The organism is Mycobacterium shigaense (assembly GCF_002356315.1).
Taxonomy (GTDB): domain Bacteria; phylum Actinomycetota; class Actinomycetes; order Mycobacteriales; family Mycobacteriaceae; genus Mycobacterium; species Mycobacterium shigaense.
Map to the genome: position 1 here is coordinate 4,473,823 of NZ_AP018164.1, position 18,416 is coordinate 4,492,238.

Sequence of the window (18,416 nt, forward strand, 5' to 3'; positions counted from 1 at the left end):
TCTGTATTACAGTTTGACAGATGCAGGATCAGCCGGCCGCCATACCAGTGCCCATTCTGCGGACGACGTCGGCGACTGCGGTACGAGACGAGCTGGTCACGCTGATTCGGTCGGGGCACTTCGCGGTGGGAAATCGGCTGCCGGGGGAGATCGCCTTGGCTCGGTCGTTCGGCGTGTCTCGTCCGGTGCTCCGCGAAGCCCTCGGCGGGCTGCGTGCGGCAGGAATGATCGAGAGCCGTTCTGGGGCAGGGACATTCGTTACCAGTGCGACCGGCACCGACGCAGGGTTGTCCCTACTTGGTAGGACAACCTCAACCGAGTTCTTTGAGGTGCGATCGATGCTGGAAGTCCCAGGCGCCGGCCTGGCGGCAGAGCGCAGGAGCACTATGCAGCTAGATCAGCTGCTCGAATTAGCGGCAACCAACAACGAGGACGCCGACATCGTGACGTGGGTGCGCAACGACCTCCGATTTCACACAGCGATCGCCGAGATGACCGGGAATTCACTGCACGTGCGATTGATCAGTCAGCTTCGCGAGCTTCAGTTCGAGCAGACAGTCAAGACAGCCAGACGGCTGGGCGGGCTGGGCGCGCCTATCGCTGAGCACGGGGCGATCGTTGACGCGATCGCCGCGGCGGACGCCGAAGGGGCCAAGACGGCAATGGCCGCACATTTACGCGCGATCCAAGAACGCGCTCAAATCGCCCAAGCATACGGAGAACCATGATGTCTGCGCTGCCCACCCACGGCCGCTTCGAGTACTCGGCAATAGTTGATCGGCCGGACTTCTGCTGGCCGGACGGCAAACGCCTGGCCGTATATGTGGCCGTTAATGTAGAACACTTCTCGTACAACCAGGATGGGTTAGGTTTGTCTTACTCGCCCGGACTCGATCACCCCAATACCTACAACTGGGCGTGGCGGGAGTACGGGAACAGAGTAGGCGGCTTCCGAATCGCAGATCTTCTCGACCAGTATGGAATTGCACCGGCCGTGCTCCTGAACACCGACGCCTACGAGCATGCTCCAGCACTAATGGACCGATTCCGCGGACAAGGGGCCGAATTTGTTGCGCATGGCCGCACGAACTCAATCCATCCAAACGGGCTAGATGAAGATGCCGAAAGAGCCATCATCGATGAAACCTATGCAAAGATCACACATTACGAGGAGCGCCCACCCCAAGGGTGGATGAGTCCCGGCGCCAATCCGAGCGCAATCACCGAGGATCTCTTGGCCGAGCGTGGGTTTCGATACACGTTGGATTGGCCGATGGACGACCAACCAGTTTGGCTCAACACCCGTACCGGCCCACTTCTCAGCGTTCCTTACCCTCACGAAGTCAACGACGTACCGATGGTCGTCCTGCATCATGGCAGCGCGGACAGATTTGCCGATATGGTCGTCGCATCATTCGACGAGATGCGGCAACAATCCTTGAAACAGCCTCTTGTACTTGGCATCTCGATACATACTTTCATCGTCGGCCAGCCGTTCCGATTGCACTACTTCCGACGGGCATTGGAACATATACAGCGCCAACGAGAATCCGTGTGGTTCACCACACCCGGCGGAATCGCCGATTACTACCGCACCCACGTCTGTCCGCCTCCGGATGCGGCGCGTTGATGAGTGACTACGACGCATCAGGATCCGCCAGCATCCGCCCGATCCTGCAAGAGCATGGTGTGATCGTCGATGACTCTGAAGCTGCCCGAATTAGCTCGACAATCCGATCCGTTCGCTCAACCGTGAATTCGATGATCAAAGACGAAACAGCCCTGCTGGAGATCGGGCAGTTCCGGCAACTTCTCAGACGTGAGGCGAGTGCATGAGCCGACAACCATTGACTGCCGTCGAAATCAGCGCCGGCCTGCGCTCCCGAACCCTAAACGCCACCGAGGTGGTCGAGTCTGCGATAGAAGCCAGCCAGCTAGCACAGCTGTCGACGAACTGTTTCGTTAGCCTCGACGAGCGAGGAGCGCGTCAAGTGGCAGCGCGGATAGATCACGTCATGAAAACGCCTACCCCGCAACCATTACCGCTAGCCGGCGTCCCCTATGCGTATAAGGACATGTTCACGCGTAACGGACAACCAGCCGGGCTAGGAGTGAGCCGTTCATCGCTACGAACCGCAGACGATGACACACCATGCCTCGACCAGCTCGATAGTGCAGGCGCAATCACGCTGGGCCGGCTCAACCTCGACCCCTACGGTTACTTGGCGACGGGCCTCAACACCCACCACGGCCACGTGCGCAATCCTTTCGACCCACTTCGCATTGCCGGTGGATCATCGAGCGGGTCGGCCGCAGTCGTCGCAAGCGGTGCGGTACCCATCGCGATCGGAAGCGACACCGGGGGGTCAGTCAGAATTCCCGCCGCTCTGTGTGGCGTGGTCGGTTTCAAACCCACATTTGGGCGCATATCGCGGCGGGGTGCAATCTCGTTGTCTCAGTCCCAAGACACCATCGGCATCATCACTCGGACGGTGCAGGATGTAGCCCTCGCGCTAGCGGTGATGGCCGATCACGATCCGGCAGACCCGGCATCCATCAAATGCCGACCAATCCAGCCGCTGGGACAAATAGATACCAACCTGCACAACACGAGAATCGGCATCGACTCTGCCTACCTGCGTGATAAGTCAAGCCCAGACATAGTCACCAACATCGAAGCGTCCTGGGAGCTCTTGGAAACCATGGGTGCACAACTCGTCGAAGTGGATCTAAGCCCGCTTCGAGACTATGACCGAGCCGGATCACTACTGACCTGGTGTGAAGCAGCAGCGGTACACGGGGACCATTTCGGTAATGCCGCCAACGACTATCCCGCGGCAGTACGATCGCGGCTGCATCACGCGTTCGTCACCAGCAGCGCGGATCACGTGCGGGCCTTGTGCGCCCAGGGTGCTTCGCTTGCACGGTTCCTCGACACAGTCTTTGACGAATGTGATGTCCTCGCAACCAATACGACCTCGGACACCGCTCCTACCATCGCCGCCGCGACCGAAGATGCCGCGCAGACGACGGCACGTCTGCTGCGCACTACACGCCCGTTTAGTTTCCTCGGCCTCCCGGCCATCACTGTCCCAGCGGGCACCGATGCCGATGGCTTGCCCGTAGGGCTTCAACTTGCCGGAAGACCATTTGCCGACCAAACAGTCCTCACCGTGGCAGCCGCCTTCCAAAAGTGTGCGACCTCAATTTTTCCCACCCCCGCCCCTGTACTAGAAAGCACCCAATGACTCCCTCCGTCACCACCCCGAATCCCATCCGCGTCGGAATCGTAGGGCTCGGACCTGTCGGCAGCGTCGTGGCTCGAGCTCTCGACAAAGGCATCCCCGGCTACCGTCTATCCGCGATCAGCGCCCGGCGCACCAACCTCGCTGAAGACTTCTCCCGAACGCTTACCTCAGCAGTCCCCGTCGTGGATGCCGACCAGATCGAACCCTGCTCTGACCTCGTGATCGAATGCGCGCCGGCACCCCTGTTCACCACGATCGCCACACCAACTATCGAGGCAGGAAAACATCTTGTCGTCCTGAGTTCTAGTGCACTGCTCGAACATTGGAACCTGGTTGAGCGCGCTCACCAAACCGAGGCCGTTATCAGCGTGCCCTCTGGAGCGATCGCGGGATTGGACGCAGTCCAGGCGGCAGCTCGTGGCACCATCTTCGAAATCACGATGACCACGCGCAAACCGATCGCAAGCTTGATCGGCGCCCCCTACCTGCGCGGTCGCGACGACGAGCTGCGCTCATTGCGTGAACCGGTGCTGCTTTTCGAGGGAAACGCTCGCCAAGCGGCCACCGGCTTCCCGGCCAATCTCAATGTCGCCGTGGCGCTTTCCCTCGCCGGGATCGGACCGGACAAGACCACCTTGCGCGTGTGGGCCGACCCTACAGTTGACCGCAATACCCATATCGTGGACATGCGCTCGGATTCCGCTGATCTACACATCCGCATTGCAAACATCCCCACCGAGAACCCCAAAACAGGCCGGATCACCGCGCAAAGCGTGGTAGCCCACCTCGCTAAAACAGCGGCCACGCTGCGCCTGGCAACCTAGTCCTCCGATTATTGAAGGCATATTATGGATTTCGGAATAACCGATAAGGTCGCCCTTGTCACCGGTGCCGGAGGCGGACTCGGCGGAGCCATCGCATTGGCGCTGGCGCGTGAAGGTGTCCGCGTACTCGGCGCCGACCGCAACGCTGAATCTCTTACCGCAGTTTCGGAGTCGATAAGCGATGAGAAGCTTGACTTCACTCCGATAGTCGTTGACTTCACTGACGCTACAAGCTTGTCCGAGATGCTCGCTGACCTGCCGCATCGGTACGGCGATGTAGACATTCTGGTCAACAACACCGGCGGTCCTCCGCCGATAGCGGCCACCGAGATCGCCAGCACCGACTGGAACACCTGGTTCAATGCTCTGATCATCCCGGTCGTTACCACCACCGCCTCCGTACTACCTGCGATGCGGCGCCGCCGGTGGGGCCGCATCATCACCAGCACATCGTCAGGAATCACGTGCCCAATTCCCAACCTCGCACTATCGAACTCCTTGCGCGCATCCCTGGCAGCGTGGTCAAAGACTCTTGCCGCAGAGATTGGTCGCGACGGCGTCACCAGCAATATTGTTGTCCCGGGTCGTATCGCTACTGGCCGAATCACCGCGCTTGACGAAGCCAAAGCAGCCCGTGACGGCACCACGGTCGAACACGTCGCCGCGGCAAGTACCGCCGCCATTCCCCTCGGTCGTTATGGGAATCCCGCCGAATATGGTGCCGTCGTGGCCTTTTTGGCCAGCGTTCGCGCCTCTTACATCACAGGATCCATCATCCGCGTCGACGGTGGACTCATTCCCAGTATCTGACCGACCATTCCCGAATCATGGAAGGACCTACTCATCGATGAACACCACCGCTGAACAACGCGAAACCATCCGAACACGGTTCTTGGCAATCGATACGTCGAACGTGGGTGATGTCCTCGACGAATTCGGTTACCACGACCAAGGTCTCGACCCCGCGCTAGGCGCGCTAGCCGGAGACTCTCTTGCCGGATGGGCATTCACCATTTCCGGTGCGATGTTGCCCTACACAGGCGATGGCGACCCCACCAAAATGGCGGCATGCGCCGACATATCCCCGGGTGACATCTCCGTATGGTCGGGAGCAGGCGTTGGTATCTGCTACTTCGGAGAACTCATTGCCCTCGGCATGGCAGAACGCGGTGCTGTCGGAGCAATCGTCGACGGAGGCGTACGTGATCTCAAATGGCTACGCAAACACGACTTTCCCGTGTTTGGTCGCTACCGATCGCCCATTCAATCCATCCGACGATGGAAAGTCACCCACTACAACCAACCCGTCTACCTGCCCGGGGCAACCACCCATCACGTCACCGTGAACCCTGGTGACTTCATTCACGCTGACGCCGACGGCGCCTTAGTCATCCCGGCAGAGCTGATCGACCGCGTACTTGTGCGCGCCGAGGAGCTCACCAGAACCGAAGTGCTTGTGCGGCAAGCAATCTCCGAAGGCTCCTCTCTGCAGGAGTGCCTCGCCAGATTCGGACATGTTTGATGCATCGCGAGTCCGGCCTTAAAGCATTGTGGCGTCTCATAATCGGTCACCCCGACTAACCAGCATCGGTAGGAGTTGCCCCAAAGCGGCGTACTGCCGATCGCAACAATGGCGATCGCCCACGCCTCGGCCCACCTCGCTCACGTAGTACCAGTCACATCGCCAGCAGACCGTCAGCGCCCGACGGTCAGAACCTCAAACGGATTACAACCATGATCCCCTCAAAACCGGCAATCCTCCTCCTACACGGGCTCACCGGAAACCCCGGGATATTCGGTGAGCTGCCCGAACACCTATCGCGGCTCGGCTACCTTTGCTCAACACCAACACTGCCCGGTCACGGCACGGTCCTTGACGATATGTACGGCACCACGTGGGACGACTGGCTCGCTAAAGCTCAAAGTGCTGCATCAGAGGCGCTTGACAGATCAAAATCTCTGGTTGTGATCGGCCTCTCGCTGGGCGCCACTCTCGCTCTAACACTTGCCACGCCGTTGCAAGAACACATCCTCGGCCTCGTACTGATCAACCCACTCATTTGCCCCGCACCAGATTTAAAACAGCAGCTTCGAGAGGCGGCTGCCGAGGGCGAGACGCTGCTTGCGCCTTTCGGCGGAGATATCAAGGATCCCCACGTTTCTGCCACGGACTACGGTGCCGTTCCCATTGAGTCCTTCCTCTCAGCGCTCGACGCTGTCGACGAAGTTCAGCCCTCACTATCCGCGATCAAGATCCCCACTCTCATCCTGGCAAGCCGCAACGACGACGTTCTCGACGCGACTGCTGCAGCAGAACATCTTTCCGCAACGATGCCGGACACGTCGGCCGTCCTTCTCGACAAAGGAGGGCATCTCGCGCCGATCGACTATGACAAGGACGAAGTAGCCTCTGCCATAAGCACTTTTATTCGCGGACTGATATAGCAGCGCATAGCCGTCTGTTGTTGCGGCTTTCAAGGACAGCAGTCCGGCCTCCTAGTCCGAATCCTGCTTGCTGCCGACTAGTCCAGTGAACGAACCGCAGAATTCAATTGCCGTCGCTGCGAGTTCGCAGCCAAATTTCGTAACTGTATAGACCTTCGCACAAGACGTGTTCCGATGGGACAGCTGGAATTGAGAAGCGTTCTTGTAAAAGTAGATTCACAATGAGAGTATGAAAGATGTTATCTTGCAACACAATTCATAAGCAGCATTAATCGGCAGGGGCAAAGGGGTCTGCTGCACGAATAGGTGACACCTGAGATGGCTTGCCCAGCGTGGGCAGGCTGGGAGGATGTCACCATGGCACGGCCCTATCCCCGCGAGTTCCGCGACGACGTGGTGCGCGTGGCCCGCAACCGCGACGACGGTGTGACGCTTGAGCAGATCGCCGCCGATTTCGGGGTGCATCCGATCACGTTGTCGAAGTGGCTGCGCCAGGCCGATGTGGACGATGGCTCCAAGCCCGGCAGGACCACCACCGATTCGGTAGAGCTACGAGAGGCGCGTCGGCGGATCAAGCTGCTCGAGCAGGAGAACGAGGTACTACGCCGGGCCGCGGCGTATCTGTCGCAGTCCAACCTGCCGGGAAAAGGCTCTACCCGCTCGTGAAAGAGCTCGCCGCCAACGGGATTCCCGTGGCGGTGACGTGCCGGGTCCTCAAGCTCGCCCGCCAGCCCTATTACCGCTGGCTGGCTGATCCGGTCACCGACGCCGAATACGTTGCGGCGCATCGGGCCAACGCCTTATTCGACGCCCACCACGATGACCCGGAGTTCGGCTACCGTTTCCTGGTCGAAGAGGCCCGAGATGCCGGCCAACCGATGGCCGAGCGCACCGCGTGGCGGATCTGCGCCGACAACGGCTGGTGGAGTGCGTTCGGCAAGCGCAGGCGGGGCAAGAACGGAAAGGTCGGGCCGCCAGTACACGATGATCTGGTCGGCCGAGACTTCACCGCTGAGGCACCAAATCAATTGTGGCTGGCGGATATTACTGAACATCGCACCGCCGAAGGCAAACTCTACCTGTGTGCGATCAAGGACGTGTTCTCCAACCGCATTGTCGGCTACAGCATCGACTCGCGAATGAAATCACGACTGGCCACCCAAGCCCTGGCCAGCGCCATAGCCCGTCGCGGTGACGTCGCCGGCTGCGTGGTCCACAGCGACCGCGGCAGTCAATTTCGCAGCCGACGATTCGTCCACGCCCTGGGCCGCTGCGACATGGTCGGTTCCATGGGCCGCGTCGGCGCGGCCGGCGACAACGCCGCCATGGAGAGCTTCTTCAGCCTGTTGCAGAAGAACGTTTTGGACCGCCGCCGCTGGGACACCCGAGAACAGCTCCGCATCGCCATCGTCACCTGGATCGAACGCACCTACCACCGGCGACGGCGACAACTCGCTCTCGGCCGGTTGACCCCCGTCGAGTTCGAAGCAATCATGACCACACCGGCCAATCAGGCCGCGTGACCGAAACTGTCACCTATCGGTGCAGCAGACCCAAGGGCATTGGTACCAATGATGTTATGAATAACGCTCCCACACAGCGTTTCGTCCACGCCGCCGACGCGCCCGACAACACGCGCATCAACATCGGCAATTTCTAGCAGGCGGTGCGAATCGGTCACATTGTTTGCATCGGGGGCACCCTCTCCACCAATCAGCACGAGCAACGTGTCGTCGACGAGAGCCCCGAAGCGGCAATCCGACAAGCTTTCCGCAACCTTGAGGCGATTTGCCTCGAGGCTGGTGCCAGCCTCAAGGACATCGTCATGCTCACTGCCATGCTGACAGACTTGAGCGACCTCCGAACCCTCAACGCGGTACAAGCCGAGTTCTTCGCGGCGACGTTTCCGGCGTGGTCGACGTACCAGGTAGCAGCGCTCCTGCACGGCCGCATTGAACTCGTCGCCGTTGCCTACATCGGCTCCTGTCTGGACAACTAACGACCCAAATCGACACCGATGATTTCGAGAACCGCTGAACAGCAGGATTATTCGATCTCTTCGCTGAACACCGGCGGGACTCCCCGGCCGAGCAGGGCTACGGCTACATCATCCGCGACGCGGATGACCTTCTGGGCACGGCGATTTAGAGCGACAGGATCGTCGCCGACGCGGTGCCGGGAGCACCGTACACTTGCGCCAGGCCGACCCGCGGGTTGCCGGGCACCTGACGCTCGCCCGCCTCGCCGCGCAGCTGACGCACCAGCTCGTGCATCTGCCGCAACCCCGAGGCGCCGATCGGCTCGCCGTTGGCGATCAGCCCGCCGTCGGTGTTCACCGGCATCGAGCCGTGAATCTCGGTGGCGCCGTCGGCCAGCAGCTTCTCCTGCTCACCGTCGGCGCACAGACCCGTCTCGGCCATGTGGATGACCTCGTTGCCGGCGTCGGTGTCCTGCAGCTGGGCAATATCGACGTCCTCGGGCCCGATGCCCGCGGCTTCGTAGGCCGCCTTGGATGCGTACACCGTCGGCGAGACGTCTTCATCTACCGGGGCGAACGTGGCATGCACCTCATACGCGCCGAAGGTCCGGGTGCGAATCTCGCAGGCGCGCACATACACCGGTTTGTCGGTGTACTTGTGCGCGATGTCGGCACGACACATGATGACGGCCGCGGCACCCTCGTCGGGTGCGCAGAACATGTACTGGGTCAGCGGGTAGTTGAGCACGGTGGAGTTGAGGATCTCTTCGACCGAGATCTCCTTGCGCCGGAAGGCATTCGGGTTCAGTGCGCCATTGCGAAAATTCTTGTTGGCCACCCGCGCCAGCGTCTCCTGGGAGATGTTGTGGTCGTGCAGGTACTTGTTGGCCTTCATCCCGAAGAACTTGGTGGTGACGAACTGCCCGTTCTGCGCGTACCACTGCGGCAGCGCCAGCTTGGCGGGGTCGTCGGTGAACGCCCCGCGGGGATGCTTGTCCAGGCCGATCGCGATGCCAATGTCGTACTTGCCCAACCGGATCGTGTCGGCCGTCTGCGCAATGGCGCTGGCCGCGGTCGCGCAGGCGTTGAAGACGTTGGTGAAGGTGATGCCCGTCAGTCCGACCAGGCGGGTCACCGCATCCGGGTTGGACACTTCGTGGCTGCCGCCGAAGCCGAACTGGATGTCTTTCCACTGCACACCGGCATCGGTCAACGCCGCGTCAATGGCCTCGGCGCCCATCTCCATCGCGGTCTTATCGAACCGGCCGAAGGGATGCAGGCCCGCGCCGATGATGGCAACGTCGTTCGTCATCTCAGGCTCCTCTATCGGATGGATGGTGGCGACCCGCTTCACCCGGCATCGCCGTGCTCGCGATCGCCGCTAGACCGGCCGGAAAGCGAAGGTGATGATCTCGTTGCCGTCCGCGTCGGTGGTGAACGGCACCATGGTGAGCTCGACCTTTTGGCCGAACTGCAGCTTGGCCGGGTCGTTCTCGGTCAACCGGCCCTCGACGCGGACCACATCACCGAGCTGTACCAGTCCCACGCCGAACGGGACGAAGTCCTTGCCGGTGGGGCCAGCGTAGGGGGCCCCGGGTGGGAAACCCTGGGTGGTCCACGCGACCAGCGTTCCGCGGCGCGGCAGCGTCACGTCGCTCATCTTCGCGTCGCTGCAGCGCGGGCAGCGCTGCTGCACCGGGAAGACCGTGGCGTTGCAGTCGCCGCATCGGCTGCCGATGAGCTGCGGGTCGGCGGCGGGCCAGGTCGAGATCTCGGGAGCGAGTGCCTTCTGCATCGAGGGGGTCCTCCGTCGGCCGGTCACAGAACAGAACTCACTGAACCGCATAACAGACTTCCGAAAAGTGGAAACCGCATTCTCATTCCGCGCTTGGGGCATCTCGGGGCGAATGCGGCGCAGCTTCCCTTCAGCCGGAGCCAAACCCTTCAGCCCGTCGCCCAGCCGTCCTACGGTCACCACGGACAACACCGGTGTCGACCCCTTCGCGTCCGCCCGTCCAACCCGAGGTCGTTGAGAGCAATGGTGAACAGTTCCCCCGAGGTCGTCGCGGGGTCCGCGCCGACGCCCGAGGCCGGCAACCTTTGGAAGCAGCACCAATGGAGCATCATCCGGATTTTGTCGCCGGTGGTCCTGCTGGTGGCGTGGCAGGTTCTCAGCGCAACCGGTCTCATACCGCAGGACGTGTTGCCGGCACCGCAGTTGATCTTCGACGCCGGGCTACAACTACTGCGCGACGGCAAGCTCGGCGAGGCCCTGGAGGTATCGGGGGTGCGTGTGCTCGAAGGCCTGTTGTTGGGCGGGCTGGTCGGGGTCGCTTTGGGGATCGCCGTCGGATTGTCCCGCTGGATCGAGGCCACGGCCGACCCGCCCTTGCAAATGGTGCGCGCGCTGCCTCACCTCGGGCTGATTCCGTTGTTCATCTTGTGGTTCGGAATCGGTGAGCTGCCAAAGGTTTTGCTCGTTGCGCTTGGCGTCAGCTTCCCGTTGTACCTGAATACCTTCTCGGCGATCCGGCAGGTCGACCCGAAGTTATTGGAAACCGCTGATGTGCTTGGGTTTTCGCTGTGGCAGCGGCTGCGTATCATTATACTGCCCAGCGCGGCGCCCCAGGTGCTGGTCGGTCTGCGCCAGTCGCTGGCGATCGCGTGGCTGACGCTGATCGTCGCCGAGCAGATTAACGCCGACAAGGGAATTGGGTTTCTGATCAACAACGCGCGTGACTTCCTGCGTATCGACATCATCATCTTCTGCTTGGTTGTCTATGCGCTGCTGGGCATTACGACCGACGCCATCGTCCGAGCACTCGAACATCGAGCCTTGAGGTATCGCGCATGACCGTCACAGACGATCGGCAGACCGCCGTCGTCGGCAACCTGAGCCACGTCGACAAGTGGTACCGCAACCGAAAGGTTCTCGACGACATCTCGCTGGAGATCCGCACTCGCGAGATCGTCGCGCTGGTCGGTCGCAGCGGCGGGGGTAAATCGACCGTCCTGCGCGTGCTGGCGGGGCTGGCGCCCGACCATGGCGGTATCCGCGAGGTCGCCGGCGCACCCGCGGTCGCCTTTCAGGAGCCGCGGCTGTTTCCGTGGCGTGACGTGCTCACCAACGTTCGGTACGGCCTCAACCGCGCGCAGTTGTCCAGCAAGGCGGCATTGGACCGTTCCACGGAGGCGCTGGCCGAGATCGGCCTCGCCGACCATGCCGGGGCGTGGCCGCTGACGCTGTCCGGCGGTCAGGCGCAGCGGGTGTCGTTGGCGCGCGCGCTGGTCGCCGAACCGCAGCTGTTGCTGCTCGACGAACCGTTCGGGGCGCTCGACGCGCTGACCCGACTGTCGATGCGTGCGCTGCTGCTCCAGCTGTGGCGCCGGCACGGGTTCGGGGTACTGCTGGTCACGCACGACGTCGAAGAGGCCACCGCGCTCGCCGACCGGGTGCTGGTGCTCGAGGCCGGCCGGATCGCCCATACCGTTGCGATCGAGAACCCGCGTCCCGCCGCCGGCGAGCACATCGCCGAGCACGAGCATTACCGCGAAGAACTGTTGCTCAAGTTGGGCGTTCGAGTTTGACCGCGATGTTGCGGATCACCCTTCGGGTCGTCGTGGTGGTGCTCGCAGCGACCGCATCCGGCTGCGTGTCCCGATCGGTGGGGCCGCAGTTGATAGCGGTGCCGGCACCCATCCCGTCGGCCGAACTCTCCGATGTCACCCTGCAGGTCGGTGACCAAAAGGGCGGAACCGAGGCGCTGCTGCGCGCCGCCAATGCCCTTGACGGCCTGCCTTACCGAATTGTCTTCTCCACCTTCACCTCTGGGCCCCCGCAGATCGAGGCTCTGACCGCCGACAAGATCGATTTCGCGATTACCGGCAACACACCGCCGGTGTTCGGTGCGGCGGCCAACTCGAAAATCAGGGTGGTCGCGGCGTGGGACGGCGCGACTGCGGGCGAGCAGATCCTGGTGCGCGCCGATTCGTCGATCGCCTCGGCTCGCGATTTGCGGGGCAAGACGATCCTGGTGGCCAAGGGCAGCGCCGCGCATGCCAATGTGCTCGAACACCTCGCCGACGCCGGGCTGAAGCCGAAAGACGTCAAGCTGGTCTTCCTGCAGCCCGCCGACGCGTTCTCGGCGTTCGCCAACGGGCAAGGCGACGCGTGGGTCATCTGGGAGCCCTACACGTCACAGGCCACCACCAAACTGAAGGTGCGCAGTATCGCGACCGCCGAGAATGGCTACTGGTTCGGCAGCGCGTCCATCAATGCGTTGACCGATGCGAAACGCAACTCGGCGTTGGCCGATCTGCTGGTGCGCTACGAGCGGGCGGCGCAATGGGCGCGGGAGAACCCGTCGGAATGGGCCAAGAGATACGCCAAGGCGGTGGGCCTGGACCTCAAGGTTGCCGAACTCGCCCAGAGCCACGTGCTGCGGCTACCCATCCCCCTCGACGACAAGGTGGTCGCTGCAGAGCAGCGGCTCGCCGATTTGTTCGCCGCCGCCGACCAGATCCCGGAGGCGCCTGACTTCGCCAAGTGGGTCGACCGTAGGTTCAACAACGTGCTCGCGGTGAGCAGCACGAAATGACGACGCGAGGAGACGGTTATGGCAGTCACGGTGCTACTCGAACTGAAATTCAAGCCCGACGCGGTGTCCGCGGCGCAAGACCTGATGCGCCAGACGCTGAAAACCACCCGGGCGTTCGAGGGGAATCTGCAAACGGACGTGTGGGTCGACGAGGACGACGAAGCGCACTGGATCATCTACGAGGTGTGGGACACGGTCGAGCACGACGAGGCCTACCGCGCGTTTCGGGCCGGCGAGGGCAAGGTGACCGAACTGCCGCCGCTGCTGGCCGCGCCGCCGGCGAAAACGCGCTACCGCACCAGCGACGTCTAGCTCAGGGCGGGAATCACTTCCCGTTCGAATAGTTCGATGCCGGACCGGTCGTAGGCCGCCTCGGGGAAGTAGCAGATCGCGTAATCGCAACCCAGGTCGCGGACCTTCGCGATGCGCTCGATGACCTGTTCCGGCGTGCCCGTGGCCCCCTCGGAACCGCCGGAGAGCATCGCGTCGGCCGCCGCCTCGGGGACGTAGCGGACCATCCGCTCACGGATCCTGCGCTGCCGGTCTTTGACCTCGGCGTCGGAGGTTCCGATGATCGCGCTGAAGTTGGCCGAGCGCACGATGGCGTCGAAGTCGGTTCCCACCTCGCGGCAGTGCTCGGCCAGCACCTGCGACTTGTGCTTGAAAGCCTCGAGTTCTGGGGTGAAGTTCGTGTACTGCGCGTACTGCGCGGCGATGCGCAACGTCACCTTCTCGCCGCCGCCGGCGATCCAGAACGGAATACCGCCGTCCTGCAACGGCTTCGGTTCGACGATCGCGCCGTCGACCTGATAGTGCTTGCCGTCCAAGCTGACCTTGCCGTCGCGCCAGGCGTCCTGCATGATCTGCACGCCCTCTTCCAGCCGGGCCAGCCGCACGCCCGCCGATGGGAAACCGTACCCGTAGGCACGCCATTCGTGTTCGTACCAGCCACCGCCGATCCCCATCTGGATGCGGCCACCGGAGATGATGTCCGCGGTGGCGGCGACCTTGGCGAGGTAGACGGGATTGCGGTAACTCATCGCCGTGCACATCTGGCCGAGCTTGATCCGCGACGTGGTCGCCGCGTACGCCGCCATCAGCGACCACGCCTCGTGCGTGGCCTCGCCTGTCGGCATCGGCACGGTGTGGAAGTGGTCATAGACCCACAGCGAATCCCACGCGCCGTTGTCGGCATAGGTGGCCAGGTCTCGCATCACCGCCCAGTGCTTTTCGGGTTCGATGTCCACCAGATCCATCCGCCAGCCCTGCGGAATGAAGAGACCAAAGCGCATAGCTACGGACTTTAGACCGCACCGCCCGCCGCGGATATACGGATAAGCTCACAGCGCATCGCTAAGATGCACCCAGCCCATTCCTGGTGGCGAGACCGTCAATGGGAGGCATGACCAACACCCCCTCCCCCCTCTCGCACGACGCCCCTATTGCCGACGCCCGCCGTCGGCAGATCCGCGCGATACAACTGCTGTTCGCCGGGGCCGCGGCCGCGGCGACGCTGGCCCTCTTCGGCGCCGCCCAGCCGGGCGGCAGCACCGCGTCCCTCGCCGCGGGCTCACCCCACGTAAGCACCATCGGCGGCGGGACCGGCGGTGGCGTCCGCGCCGTCAACGACGACGACGTCTTCAACCCGAGCTCCGGCGACATCTTCACGCAGAACGCCCAGGACCAGAGCACCGCGAGCGGCGCCGGTACGTAATCCCTGCCACGCAGGGTGATTGGTTTTCGCTAGCCCCCTACCGGCCACGGGCGGTCACGCATCAGTGCCGCCCGTGGCTTCATACCTCAACACCGGGGTACTTCGGTTTCCGCTACCGGCATCGCGAGGACTGATGCTAAGTTAGGGTGACCTAACTTAGCGGAGGTCGACATGCGGATCCTCATCTCGGGTGCGAGCATCTCGGGCCCGGTGCTGGCGTATTGGCTGACCCGCCGCGGATTCGCCGTCACGGTCATCGAGCGAGCGCCGGAACTTCGCAAAACCGGCGGCCATGCCGTCGACCTGTTTCGGCCCGCCATGGAGATCTCGGAAAAGATGGGCGTGCTCAGCCGCATCGAGGCGCTCGCGACCGGAACGACCGAGCTGCGGTTGCATCGCGACGGGATTCACCGGCCCGCCCGGATAGATCTGACCAAGGTGTATGGCGCGTCATCGGACCGCCACGTCGAGATCATGCGCGACGATCTCAGCGAGGTCTACTACGACGCGGGCCGCGACCACGTCGAGTACGTGTTCGGGGACTCGATCACGGCTATCTCGCCGGACGGCGACGTGACGTTCGAGCACGCCGCGCAGCGCAGCTTCGACGTCGTGATCGGCGCCGACGGTCTGCACTCCAACGTTCGCCGACTGGTATTCGGCAAGGACGCCGGACGCACCCGGTTCCTCGGCGGCTACTTGGCGGTCGAGTCGGTGCCGAAATCTCTCGCGCGCGAAGGACAGATGGACGTGCACCTGGCGGCCGGCCGCCTGGCCGGCATCTACACCGCGCAACACCTCGATGACGCACGCGCACTGTTCATGTTCCGCCGCCGCGAAGAACTGCAATACGACCACCGGGATGTCTTGCGGCAGAAGGACCTGTTGCGCGCGAGCTTCGCCGGGATGGATCCGGAGGTGGACGGTTGGCTCGAGGAGCTGGACCGTGCGCCGACGTTTTACTTCGACTCGATCATCCAGCTGGAGCTGGACACCTGGTCGCGCGGGCGGGTCGCGTTGGTCGGCGACGCCGGGTATTGCCCGGGACCGGCAGTTGGCGGCAGCACCAGCATCGCGGTGCTGGGTGCCTACATCCTTGCCGGTGAATTGGCCGAAGCCAAGAGCGATTACGCGCACGCGTTCGCGACTTACGAACAGCAGATGGCCGATGCCGTGCGCCGCAGCAGAGCCTTCGCGCGGGCCGCGGCGAAAACCATCGTGCCGGGCTCACGGGCCGGAGTGTGGGCGTTGACCCGCGCCGCGCAACTGATCACGGCGCTCCCGGCCGGCGTCACCAGGGCGATCGCCAAGCTCAACACAAACGGTGCCCGGCTGTACGACTCGATGCAGTACCACCAGTACGCCGAAATCGACGTTTGACAGAATGGCCGGTAGGGACCCCCGGACGAATCAGACGACGCCGCAGCGGAATTGGACGAGCTCGGGTTCAAGGCCCGGTGGATTCCGGATGTCGGCGGGCCGGTGCTCGACCCGGTGGGCACCTGCTCGCCGCGACCAACCGCACGGTGATCGCCACGGGCATCCTCAACCTCTGGATGCACGCGCCCGGTGATGTCGCCGAAAGTATGCCACGCTGACCGCCGAGCACGGTGACCGATTCCGCTGGGGATCGGCGTCAGCCACGCGCCGCTGATCGATGCCGGCGAGCCAGGGCGCTACCGCAAACCGCGCTGTAGCGATTTAGGCATACCGTTGGGGCATGGCCTCCAAGCACACACTCTTTCGGATTTTCTACCGCATCGGCTTCACCCCGTGGGACGGTCATCCGATCGCAAGACGGCTGCAGGATTTGGTCGAGGGGACCAATGGCACGCCCGCGCTAACGGTCGGGTCGGCCCTCGATCTCGGCTGCGGCACCGGGGACTCGTCGATTTACCTTGCGCAACACGGCTGGAAGGTCACCGGTGTTGACTTCGTAGCCCAAGCTCTCGACAGGGCCCGCGCCAAAGCCGCCGACCTGCCGGTCGACTTCGTCGGGGCCGACGTCACCCGACTGAGTCAGGCCGGCATCGGCACCGGTTTCGGCCTGATCGTCGACAACGGCTGCCTGCACAATATGAGCGACGGCGATCGGGATGCCTACGTTCGCGAGGTCAGCGCGGTGGCCGCGCCCGACGCGCGCCTGTTCATCGTCGCGTTCCGCCCCGGCGGCAGGTTCGGCGTCCGGGGCGTCGAGCCCGCCGAGATGGAGACACGCTTCGCATCCGGCTGGACGCTGCTGTCGGCCGGCGACGAGGCGGACCTCGACGAAGCGCGGCGCAGACGGGGAGGCGCGCGAGAGGAGACCGCGGCGCGGTACTACCTATATCAGCGGCGCCATTAGAAGCGGCTACGTCAAGCTCATACCGCGCGCGCCTCTCGCCGCACGTTGAGCATCGTCAAGGGTCCACTCAGCACCGGGATGAGCGCGCCGACCCTGGTCCGCGACGCCAGGTCGCGGCCGAGCAGCGCGGTGACGGCTACCGCAAGGTAGATCGCGCCGTGCACCGGCCCCAGGACGCTAGTGATGCGGTGATCGTGCACCGTTGCGAGATTTCCGAAAAGGACCACGACGCTGAGGAGTTCGAGCGCCGAGAGGACGGCGAGCGTCCGCAGTAACGGCGTCATGCGTAGCGCGATCCAGGCCGTACGACCATCAACACCACCACGGCCGCCCACAGCAGATTGAAGATTCCGGTCATCATGCGCAGGCCGCCCAACGCCCCGGCGTCCGGGTGCGCCAGCACATCGCGTTGTCGCGGCGAGATCTGAAGGGCCAGCAGGCCACCCGCGAACGCGGTGAGCACCATCGCAACGATGATCCAGACCTCGGTCGCCCGACCCTGGACGACGGCGAGCATGAGACCGACGATGGGAACCACGAGCGCCAGCGTTCCGTAGACGCGGGTGATGCGGTGCAGCAGCCGGGCGGTCCCCATGTCCGGCTCCGCCAGTTGACCGCCCGCCGGCCCGTTCGGCGCCGGCGCGTATCGGGGAAACAGGCTGGTAGCCACGGCAACCGGGCCCACAAATAAGATGCCGGCCAGGACGTGGACGGAGAGCAATAGCGGCTTCACACCTTCAGCTTAACTGAAGGTTGCCTGTCCCGATATAACCCGGTCCACGTATCCGCGCAATGCGTCGGTGAGGTCGGGATGCTGGGCGGTGAATTCCGCGTCAAGCCGCGCCACGACCTCGGCCGCTCGGGCCAGGAGCGACTCACCCTCGGCCGTCACCGACAGCTGCGACGCGGATCCCGCATGCGCAGTCCTGTCATCGACAAGTCCCGCATCGACGAATGCGGCCACCGCGGTGTGTGCGCTTTGCACCGTGATACGCGACCGCCTCGCCAGCTCACTGAACGAGATGCCCGGAGTTACCCGGATATGCCCCAGCAGCCCGTACTTCCGGGTCGTCAAACCGAGCGGTTTGAGAGCCTCGGCAAAGGCCGCATCCCAGACCCGGCCAATCGTAAGCAGCGCGACGGTCGGGCTGAACGGAGGCGGCTGCGGCATGGAGGCAGGCTACCGCCGCCGCGTCCGGTAGCGTGAACAGACGCAGAATCGCGCGGGAGGGGCTCGCATGATGCGATTCTGCGGCTGCTCGCGA

23 protein-coding genes and 1 pseudogene are annotated in these 18,416 nt (G+C 63.3%); 18 read left to right on the forward strand and 6 right to left on the reverse strand.

What is annotated here, in order from left to right; translation table 11 throughout:
* Positions 1–20 precede the first annotated feature (20 nt).
* The 10 genes from MSG_RS20835 to MSG_RS20875 all read left to right on the forward strand — a co-directional run bounded on the left by MSG_RS20835 (position 21) and on the right by MSG_RS20875 (position 8,516).
* The gene (locus MSG_RS20835; protein WP_096442611.1) at positions 21–728 is read left to right on the forward strand and encodes a FadR/GntR family transcriptional regulator; all 708 of its coding nucleotides are present in this window, start codon (positions 21–23) and stop codon (positions 726–728) included.
* Entirely contained in the window at positions 728–1,630 is a 903-nt protein-coding gene (locus MSG_RS20840) for a polysaccharide deacetylase family protein (protein ID WP_096444705.1), read from the forward strand. The genes MSG_RS20835 and MSG_RS20840 overlap by 1 nt, the downstream gene beginning before the upstream one ends.
* Positions 1,630–1,836, forward strand: coding sequence for a hypothetical protein (locus tag MSG_RS24995; protein WP_142404548.1), 207 nt, complete (start codon positions 1,630–1,632; stop codon positions 1,834–1,836). Before MSG_RS20840 ends, MSG_RS24995 begins: the two co-directional genes overlap by 1 nt.
* Positions 1,833–3,248, forward strand: coding sequence for an amidase (locus MSG_RS20845; RefSeq protein ID WP_096442613.1), 1,416 nt, complete (start codon positions 1,833–1,835; stop codon positions 3,246–3,248). The genes MSG_RS24995 and MSG_RS20845 overlap by 4 nt, the downstream gene beginning before the upstream one ends.
* A complete protein-coding gene (locus tag MSG_RS20850; protein ID WP_096442615.1) occupies positions 3,245–4,072 on the forward strand; it encodes an aspartate dehydrogenase in 828 nt (275 codons plus the stop codon). Before MSG_RS20845 ends, MSG_RS20850 begins: the two co-directional genes overlap by 4 nt.
* A 24-nt stretch (positions 4,073–4,096) precedes the next feature.
* On the forward strand, positions 4,097–4,882 hold the full coding sequence (locus MSG_RS20855) for an SDR family oxidoreductase (RefSeq protein WP_096442617.1): 786 nt from the start codon (positions 4,097–4,099) through the stop codon (positions 4,880–4,882).
* A 37-nt stretch (positions 4,883–4,919) separates the two neighbouring features.
* A complete protein-coding gene (locus MSG_RS20860; RefSeq protein WP_096442619.1) occupies positions 4,920–5,594 on the forward strand; it encodes an RraA family protein in 675 nt (224 codons plus the stop codon).
* A 212-nt stretch (positions 5,595–5,806) separates the two neighbouring features.
* Positions 5,807–6,517, forward strand: coding sequence for an alpha/beta hydrolase (locus tag MSG_RS20865; RefSeq protein ID WP_096442621.1), 711 nt, complete (start codon positions 5,807–5,809; stop codon positions 6,515–6,517).
* 357 nt (positions 6,518–6,874) lie between these two features.
* A protein-coding gene (locus MSG_RS20870; protein ID WP_096440799.1) for an IS3 family transposase occupies positions 6,875–8,040 on the forward strand; the annotation gives its coding sequence in 2 pieces (ribosomal slippage) (positions 6,875–7,159 and positions 7,162–8,040; 1,164 coding nt in all).
* Between the two features lie 143 nt (positions 8,041–8,183).
* A complete protein-coding gene (locus tag MSG_RS20875) occupies positions 8,184–8,516 on the forward strand; it encodes a RidA family protein (RefSeq protein WP_096442623.1) in 333 nt (110 codons plus the stop codon).
* Positions 8,517–8,661: 145 nt separating this feature from the next.
* Here the strand turns inward: MSG_RS20875 and MSG_RS20880 are convergent, their stop codons facing one another.
* The gene (locus tag MSG_RS20880; RefSeq protein ID WP_096442625.1) at positions 8,662–9,807 is read right to left on the reverse strand and encodes a thiolase family protein; all 1,146 of its coding nucleotides are present in this window, start codon (positions 9,805–9,807) and stop codon (positions 8,662–8,664) included.
* A gap of 69 nt (positions 9,808–9,876) precedes the next feature.
* Positions 9,877–10,290, reverse strand: a complete 414-nt coding sequence (locus tag MSG_RS20885; protein WP_096442627.1) for a Zn-ribbon domain-containing OB-fold protein — start codon at positions 10,288–10,290, stop codon at positions 9,877–9,879.
* A gap of 243 nt (positions 10,291–10,533) precedes the next feature.
* Between MSG_RS20885 and MSG_RS20890 the strand changes: the two genes are divergently transcribed.
* Genes MSG_RS20890 through MSG_RS20905 form a run of 4 tightly spaced genes read left to right on the forward strand, consistent with a single transcriptional unit; the run spans position 10,534 to position 13,405 of the window.
* The gene (locus MSG_RS20890) at positions 10,534–11,349 is read left to right on the forward strand and encodes an ABC transporter permease (RefSeq protein WP_096442629.1); all 816 of its coding nucleotides are present in this window, start codon (positions 10,534–10,536) and stop codon (positions 11,347–11,349) included.
* On the forward strand, positions 11,346–12,083 hold the full coding sequence (locus tag MSG_RS20895; RefSeq protein ID WP_096442631.1) for an ABC transporter ATP-binding protein: 738 nt from the start codon (positions 11,346–11,348) through the stop codon (positions 12,081–12,083). Before MSG_RS20890 ends, MSG_RS20895 begins: the two co-directional genes overlap by 4 nt.
* Before the next feature lie 5 nt (positions 12,084–12,088).
* Positions 12,089–13,093: an ABC transporter substrate-binding protein gene (locus MSG_RS20900; protein WP_096442633.1), complete on the forward strand. Its 1,005-nt coding sequence runs from the start codon at positions 12,089–12,091 to the stop codon at positions 13,091–13,093.
* Positions 13,094–13,111: 18 nt separating this feature from the next.
* On the forward strand, positions 13,112–13,405 hold the full coding sequence (locus MSG_RS20905; RefSeq protein WP_096442635.1) for a putative quinol monooxygenase: 294 nt from the start codon (positions 13,112–13,114) through the stop codon (positions 13,403–13,405).
* Here the strand turns inward: MSG_RS20905 and MSG_RS20910 are convergent.
* Entirely contained in the window at positions 13,402–14,385 is a 984-nt protein-coding gene (locus MSG_RS20910) for an LLM class F420-dependent oxidoreductase (protein WP_096442637.1), read from the reverse strand. The genes MSG_RS20905 and MSG_RS20910 overlap by 4 nt on opposite strands.
* Before the next feature lie 110 nt (positions 14,386–14,495).
* On the opposite strand from MSG_RS20910, the gene MSG_RS20915 reads away from it, so the two are divergent.
* From MSG_RS20915 to MSG_RS20930, 4 genes and pseudogenes are all read left to right on the forward strand, one after another.
* Positions 14,496–14,807, forward strand: a complete 312-nt coding sequence (locus MSG_RS20915) for a hypothetical protein (protein WP_096442639.1) — start codon at positions 14,496–14,498, stop codon at positions 14,805–14,807.
* 171 nt (positions 14,808–14,978) lie between these two features.
* Positions 14,979–16,187: an FAD-dependent monooxygenase gene (locus MSG_RS20920; RefSeq protein ID WP_096442641.1), complete on the forward strand. Its 1,209-nt coding sequence runs from the start codon at positions 14,979–14,981 to the stop codon at positions 16,185–16,187.
* 51 nt (positions 16,188–16,238) lie between these two features.
* A pseudogene (locus tag MSG_RS20925) lies at positions 16,239–16,496 on the forward strand (LLM class flavin-dependent oxidoreductase); the annotation flags it as partial.
* A 31-nt stretch (positions 16,497–16,527) separates the two neighbouring features.
* Positions 16,528–17,151 carry a class I SAM-dependent methyltransferase gene (locus tag MSG_RS20930; RefSeq protein ID WP_096442643.1) on the forward strand — a complete coding sequence of 208 codons (624 nt, stop codon included), beginning with the start codon at positions 16,528–16,530 and terminating at the stop codon, positions 17,149–17,151.
* Positions 17,152–17,168: 17 nt separating this feature from the next.
* On the opposite strand, the gene MSG_RS20935 is transcribed toward MSG_RS20930, so the two are convergent.
* From MSG_RS20935 to MSG_RS20945, 3 genes are read right to left on the reverse strand one after another with little or no spacing between them, the layout of a single operon-like run.
* Positions 17,169–17,435, reverse strand: coding sequence for a hypothetical protein (locus MSG_RS20935; RefSeq protein ID WP_096442645.1), 267 nt, complete (start codon positions 17,433–17,435; stop codon positions 17,169–17,171).
* A complete protein-coding gene (locus tag MSG_RS20940) occupies positions 17,432–17,884 on the reverse strand; it encodes a hypothetical protein (protein WP_096442647.1) in 453 nt (150 codons plus the stop codon). Before MSG_RS20940 ends, MSG_RS20935 begins: the two co-directional genes overlap by 4 nt.
* A gap of 9 nt (positions 17,885–17,893) precedes the next feature.
* Positions 17,894–18,322 carry a MarR family winged helix-turn-helix transcriptional regulator gene (locus tag MSG_RS20945; protein WP_096442649.1) on the reverse strand — a complete coding sequence of 143 codons (429 nt, stop codon included), beginning with the start codon at positions 18,320–18,322 and terminating at the stop codon, positions 17,894–17,896.
* Positions 18,323–18,416 lie beyond the last annotated feature (94 nt).